Source organism: Terriglobus sp. YAF25, assembly GCF_052113305.1.
Classification (GTDB): domain Bacteria; phylum Acidobacteriota; class Terriglobia; order Terriglobales; family Acidobacteriaceae; genus Terriglobus.
Window position 1 is genome coordinate 1 of the sequence record NZ_JBFRCY010000460.1, and the last position, 3,743, is coordinate 3,743.

Consider the following 3,743-nt stretch of genomic DNA (forward strand, 5'->3'; position numbering starts at 1 on the left):
GTATAAGCCGCCTGCGAGAGACCGAATCTCTGGAAGCTGGCCGGAAGATCTCCCACCCATGCGCCCTGCGTCTGCCAGCGCAGGCCGTCGCGAATGGCCACCATCGATGCCAGCGTTACGACGATGGAAGGCATACGCATCCATGCGACCAGGGCGCCGTTGAACGAGCCGAGAAGGGCGCCGACAACGCTGGCAATCAGCATGGCGACCAATACCGGTAGACCTGCGCGTGCGGCCACTCCCGTGACAATGCTGCAGACAGCAAAGACAGACCCGACGGAGATATCGATCTGTCCGGTCAGGATGATGAGGGTCATACCGAGAGAGACGATAAGGACGGGGACATTCGCAAGAAACAGGTCAGAGAGGTTGTCGACAGTAAAGAAGCCGCGTGTGGTCGCAGCCAGCAGCGCCAGCACCAGCAGAATGGTTGCGCCTACGGCAAGCTCGCGTGCGTACGCCTTCATGCGTCTACCTCATGGCCGAAGGCCAGCGACATCACCTTTTGCTGCGTGGCTTCTTCCCGGCTGAGCGTAGCGACGATGGTGCCGTTATGAAAGACTCCAACGCGATCACTCATCCCCAGCACCTCCGGCAGTTCCGAAGAGATGAGGATGACAGCCATACCGCGCTCCGCGAACTCCACGATGAGTTCATGGATCTCTGATTTGGAACCCACGTCCACACCCTGCGTTGGTTCATCCAGAATCATGATCCCCGGCTTGATGGCCAGCCAACGCGCCAACGCCACCTTCTGCTGGTTTCCGCCTGAGAGTGCTCCGGCAACGGTATCGGTGGCAGGAGCCTTGATGCGTAGGCTGGTGCGATACCCCTCAGCGACCGACTGTTCCCGGGCGCTGTCCAGCAAGCCTCGCTTAGCCACCTCATTCAGGCTGGCGAGCGTGATATTGCTGGCGATACTCATGTCCAGAATCACACCATGCTGGCGACGGTCCTCGGGTAGATAGCCGAGACCATTTGCAATGGCTTCGGAGGGACTGCCGATCGTGATCTCGCGTCCGTGCAATGTGATAGGCCTATGTACGGGAGTAATGCCGAAGAGGGTCCGTGCAAGCTCGGTGCGGCCCGAACCCACCAGGCCGGCCAAGCCGAAGATCTCTCCCTTGCGCACCGAAAACGAGATGTCGTGCAGCCCAGCCTCCGGATTGTTAAGACCCTTCACCTCAATGGCTACCTCACCGGGAAAGACTGACCGTTTGGGGAAGACTGACTCTATCGATCGGCCGACCATCAGCTCAATCAACTTCGCACGGTCGACATCGCAGGCATTGCAGCAAGCGATGGTCTCGCCATCGCGCAGCACCGTGATGCGGTCGGCGAGCGTAAGAATCTCCTCCAGCCGGTGCGAGATGTAGATGATGGCGACGCCTTCGGAGCGGAGACGCTTTACCAGCGCGAACAGCTTCTCTGTCTCCCGCTCGGAGAGCAGGGCGGTAGGCTCATCCATCAGCAGAATGCGCGCCTTTGCTCCGATCGCCTTGGCGATCTCTACGACCTGTTGTTCTGCCATGCTGAGCGTTCCGGCTAGTCGGTCCGGATCAATATTTGCCCCGATGGATTGAATCAGCTCTTTCGCCCGTTGTTTGCGGCCGCGCCAGTCCACCGTGATGCCCCTCTTTTCGCGTTCCAGCGGCATGCAGATGTTCTCCGCCACCGTGAGGTGCGGGAAGATGGCTGGCTGCTGATAGATGGCAGCAACGCCTAAAGAGCGGGAGCGGTTGGGATCATTTTCCGTGATGCGCTGACCAAAGATCTCCAACTCGCCGGAGTCCGGGTGTATAGCTCCAGTGATGATCTTGGTCAGGGTCGATTTGCCGGCGCCATTCTCACCGATGAGGGCGTGAACTTCACCAGGCAGCAGTTCGAGCGAACCGGAACGAAGCGCCCGCACACCGGCATAGGACTTCGTCAGAGACTTCGCCGCGATGGCGAGCGGTGGAGCACTGTTCGATGAGACGTTTTGCATGCGGGAAACTGGGGGACCAGCTTATTCCTTCGCGTGCTTCTTTGTCTCGCTCTTTACGGGCTCGTCTTTCAGGCGGCTTGAAGAGGACTCGCGTACGACCAACTCGGCTGGAAGCTGCACGCGGGTGATGGGAGGTGGAGACTGCTCTCCGCCTTCAATACGCCGCAGCAGTACTTCCACCGCGCGATGACCCATCTCGTAGGTGGGCTGTACCACGGTAGAGATACCGGGCTTAAAGAGAGCCTCAGCGTTAACCTGGTCGAAGGTCACAAAGGCGAAGTCCCGCGGCGTACGCAGGCCAAGCGAGTAAAGGCTGCGGAGCGCAGCCATGCCGGTCACGCCGTTGGTGGCCAGCAGTGCGGTTGGCTTGCTATCGCCCGTGCGAAAGCCCCGCTGGCACAGGCCGGAGACGACCTCCTGGCCAAACGCCGCATTCCAGATCAGTGAGTCGTCCACCGGAATGCCCGCGTTGGTCAATGCGTTGCGATAGCCGCGAAGACGTTCACGCTCATTCTGCAGCGAGAGCGGGCCGGTGATGATGGCGATGCGGGTATGACCGTTCTCGATGAGATGCGCCGTTGCCATCTCGGAGGCGCCGGCGTCATCGACGCAGACCGAGTCAACTTCCAGGTCAACCGGCACGCGATCGACGCAGACGATCGGAGAGCCGGCGACGCTTTGCGGATCTTCGGCCTCGGCAGCTTCGCGTGATTGAGCCGTTACCAGCAGAATGCCTTCCACCCGCTGAGCGCGCAGCAGGGCGAGCATATCGTCCTCGCGCTCGGCGCTGCCTTCGGAGTCAAGCACGATGAGGAAGTATCCACGCTCACGCGCCGCAGCTTCGGCGCCACGCACAATCTTCGGGAAGAAGGGAATCGTGATGTCGGGGATAACGATGCCCAGCGTGTAGGTACGGTTAGTCTTCAGGCTCCGGGCGATCAGGTTAGGCCGATAGTTGAGGACGCGGATCGCTTCCAGCACCTTCTGCCGCGAGCGTTCGCTTACCTTCGCAGATCCGCTAATAACGTTTGAAACCGTACCGGCGGAGACGCCGGCGAGCTTCGCGAGTTCTTTCTGATTCGGTGCCATGGGCCGGGAACAATTCCTTTAGATCGTTGGCTATGCGTCCAGATACATCAACCAACTCTACATGCGACTGTATATGAGAGTCGACGCTTGGTCACGAACGAATACCGCGCAGACTCTTACGATCTGGCTCACCAGTTGGCCTGGTGAGAAGTCAGAATGTTAAAATCCCGTCAGGGTCTACCAACGGGAAGGTGAGGGAAATGAGCGCTTTACATACGAAATGGAATCAGCTCACAAGCAAGCTGAATCCGGTGTATCTGAAGTTCACGGGTGCAGGTATTGGGGTTGCGTTGTGTCTGGTGGCTATTTCGGTCACCGCAGAGCCGAAGCCGGCCGATCCGCCGGCAGCCGTAATGGCCGCGTATCAGCAGGACGAGCATCCTGAGTTTCCCGCCGGTCCGGGCCGCGATGTGACGCTGCGTGTGTGCAGCCGTTGCCACTCGCCCAACAACATTCTGAGCCGTCCGCAGAACCGCGAAGGTTGGGAAGCGACCATCGCCAAGATGGTAGACATGGGAGCCACCGCCAGCGATGAGGACTTCGCTGCTATCCTCGACTACGTCTCCAAGAACTTCCCCGCTCCCGGTACCGGAGGAGCTGCAGCGACGGCACACGTCAATGCAAACAAGGCAACTGCCGCTGACCTGGCCAAGGCTCTCAGCCTGAC

At 59.8% G+C, this 3,743-nt stretch carries 4 protein-coding genes; 1 reads left to right on the forward strand and 3 read right to left on the reverse strand.

The annotated features are described in order from the left end of the window. The 3 genes from AB4043_RS17935 to AB4043_RS17945 form a co-directional block, all read right to left on the reverse strand. Nucleotides 1-467: ABC transporter permease (locus AB4043_RS17935; RefSeq protein WP_442307683.1), on the reverse strand; the 467-nt coding region annotated here is incomplete at its 3' end. Then, complete coding sequence (locus tag AB4043_RS17940; RefSeq protein ID WP_442299103.1) at nucleotides 464-1,987, reverse strand: sugar ABC transporter ATP-binding protein; 1,524 nt, start codon at nucleotides 1,985-1,987, stop codon at nucleotides 464-466. The genes AB4043_RS17935 and AB4043_RS17940, both read right to left, overlap by 4 nt. A 21-nt stretch (nucleotides 1,988-2,008) precedes the next feature. After that, on the reverse strand, nucleotides 2,009-3,076 hold the full coding sequence (locus AB4043_RS17945; protein WP_442299104.1) for a LacI family DNA-binding transcriptional regulator: 1,068 nt from the start codon (nucleotides 3,074-3,076) through the stop codon (nucleotides 2,009-2,011). 200 nt (nucleotides 3,077-3,276) lie between these two features. On the opposite strand from AB4043_RS17945, the gene AB4043_RS17950 reads away from it, so the two are divergent. Further along, on the forward strand, nucleotides 3,277-3,743 hold a 467-nt coding region (locus tag AB4043_RS17950), incomplete at its 3' end, for a hypothetical protein (protein WP_442307684.1).

Bases quoted from the DNA above. Each gene is read 5' to 3' on its own strand.
- AB4043_RS17945 (WP_442299104.1), bottom strand. From the start codon at position 3,076: ATGGCACCGAATCAGAAAGAACTCGCGAAGCTCGCCGGCGTCTCCGCC.
- AB4043_RS17940 (WP_442299103.1), bottom strand. From the start codon at position 1,987: ATGCAAAACGTCTCATCGAACAGTGCTCCACCGCTCGCCATCGCGGCG.